The following is a 2,247-nucleotide window of genomic DNA, read 5'->3' on the forward strand; positions in this document are numbered from 1 at the left end:
CTCGGGTTTTGGGTAATTGTCAAGAGTAGACTGAGGCATGAATCCCATTACCAATTACCAATTACCAATTACCAATGTCACAACTTATAACTAGCAACTTACGCTATCAAGTGACGCCGAAGGTGACGCCGAGTTGTTTTAGCCACTTGCGGTAGGCAATCGAGGCGCGATCGCTCGCTAGATGCACCTCCACGTGCAAGTCAAGTGGTAAGCATTGCGGGCGCTGGGACTCTACCGAAAAACGCGCACAGTGCCCCTAGTTTCTAACTATGGGGGTGTAGTGCGCCTGCGATTAAAATCGCACTTCTAAAAAACGTGCAAACGAATAGTAGAATTTCCTGGAGGATGTAATCAGGAGGTGATGCAAGTGTTTAACCTGACTGACGAATTCAAGCTAAAGCCAACCCAAAATCAAATAGCAACATTTGAAGAATGGCTAGAAACCCATCGACGGGTTTATAACCATGCTTTAGCCGAACGTAAAGACTGGTACAAGTCCCGTAGTTGTGAGGTAAATGCTTGCAGTCTCCACAGTTGCTATATCATTCCTGCTGATGCACCCCGTCCAACATTTGCCAGTCAATGCAAGTCCTTAACTGCTGCTCGCAAAGAAAACGAGTGTTTGCAACGTGTTAACGCTCAATCTTTGCAGCAAACGTTAAGACGACTTGAAAAGGCTTTTGTCAACATGTGGGAACAGAATCACGGATTCCCAAGATTCAAAAAACCAGGCCGGATGCGATCTTTTTCATTTCCCCAATTAGGGCAAAACCCATTAAGCAATGGGTATGTAAAATTGCCTGTTATTGGTGCGGTGAAAGTGCGTCAATCTCGCTCAATCCCTGACGGTGGAGTAATCAAGCAAGCTTGTGTGGTTAAGCGTGTTTCTGGGTGGTACGTCATGCTAACCGTCCAATGGGATGTTAATCCACCGTCACCAATGCCCCACGGAAAAGCAGTAGGAATCGATGTGGGACTAACAAGTTTTGTCGCAACTTCTAATGGTCTTTTAGTTAAACGTCCGAGGTTTTTTGTAGATGCCGAACGCCAGCTGAAATTGCTGCAACAGCGTGTTTACAGAAAACGTATTGGCTCGAACAATTGGAAGAAAGCTGTTAAAAAAGTTGCTTCATTGCATGAGTACGTCGCCAATTGTCGTAAAGATTGGCATCGAAAGCTGTCTCAGCAAATCTGTAGCGACACAGGGATGGTATTTGTAGAGGATTTGAATTTAATTGGATTATCCCGTGGGATGTTAGGCAAGCATTGCCTCGATGCGGGATTCGGTCAATTTTTCAATATTCTTGAACAAACTTGTTTCAAGCGTGGTGTATATTTTCAGAAAGTAAATGCACGTAAAACCAGCCAAATTTGCCCTAATTGTAATGTTGAGACAGGGAAGAAAGAACTAAAAGAACGTACTCATGTTTGCTCAAATTGCGGCTATACAACCGATAGAGATATTGCAGCCGCTCAAGTAGTCGCGATACGCGGACTTGCAGCCGTAGGGCATACGGTCAAGATGCGCGGCTGAGGGTAAATTCATTGGAATCCCTAAGACGCAAGAATCCCCCGGATTCTAGCTGTGGGGAGTGTCAAAATCTGTTCCGAGTGACCGTCCCCGTAAACTTCGGCAGTGTCAACCGTAGTGATACCCGCATCATACGCTGCACGGATAGCTTTTACTGTTTCCGCATCTTCAATTCCCACCCAAAAGCGTTTACCAGCTTGCCAAGTCCCCATGATGATGGGAGTAATTTCAATATCGGAATTACCCAAACGTCGCTTTTCCATCTCTAACTCCCTGTACAGTTCTTCCTATCTATCTTTGCCTCCTTTGCGCCTTTGCGGTTCAATATTAAGGTTGATTTTTGCCCAAACATTGATTTTCTAACCAGCGAAAGCTGGAGAAACGCAACAGCAAAGTAGGCAGAACTATTAGTTGTGCTACAAGTCGGACTGCTACCACGGCAGTTGATTGAGTCAGCAAACCAGTTCGCACCTGCCAAACGAGAACTGCTATCAAAACTAAGTTTCTGGGGATATCTTTGGTGACAAAGCGACGATTTTTTAGAGAAACCCGGTTTCTTGGCGTCAGCCCTGTAACAATCAAGCCAGAGTGTCTGTTTCCTCTGGCTATAGATAGGTTTATAACCAGATAAAATATCAGCGATTAACTGCTTTTAGAGAGAGGTTTGAATCAAAAAAGTATATAGGATATAATTTAGGCGTATATATTGAAGAACT

Annotated in this window: 3 protein-coding genes; 1 reads left to right on the forward strand and 2 read right to left on the reverse strand. The window is 44.5% G+C overall.

Translation table 11 applies throughout. The features are described from left to right. Positions 1-367: 367 nt before the first annotated feature. Complete coding sequence (locus tag ACE1CM_RS13355; RefSeq protein WP_374877998.1) at positions 368-1,534, forward strand: RNA-guided endonuclease InsQ/TnpB family protein; 1,167 nt, start codon at positions 368-370, stop codon at positions 1,532-1,534. Between the two features lie 20 nt (positions 1,535-1,554). On the opposite strand, the gene ACE1CM_RS13360 is transcribed toward ACE1CM_RS13355, so the two are convergent. Beyond that, complete coding sequence (locus tag ACE1CM_RS13360) at positions 1,555-1,794, reverse strand: aldo/keto reductase (protein WP_374878000.1); 240 nt, start codon at positions 1,792-1,794, stop codon at positions 1,555-1,557. Positions 1,795-1,858: 64 nt separating this feature from the next. Next, positions 1,859-2,113 (reverse strand): hypothetical protein, encoded by a 255-nt coding sequence (locus ACE1CM_RS13365; RefSeq protein ID WP_374878002.1) that lies wholly within the window; start codon positions 2,111-2,113, stop codon positions 1,859-1,861. Between the last annotated feature and the right edge of the window lie 134 nt (positions 2,114-2,247).

The sequence above is a fragment of the Microseira sp. BLCC-F43 genome (genome assembly GCF_041929235.1).
Classification (GTDB): Bacteria; Cyanobacteriota; Cyanobacteriia; order Cyanobacteriales; family Aerosakkonemataceae; genus Microseira.

Bases quoted from the DNA above. Each gene is read 5' to 3' on its own strand.
- ACE1CM_RS13360 (WP_374878000.1), bottom strand. From the start codon at position 1,794: ATGGAAAAGCGACGTTTGGGTAATTCCGATATTGAAATTACTCCCATC.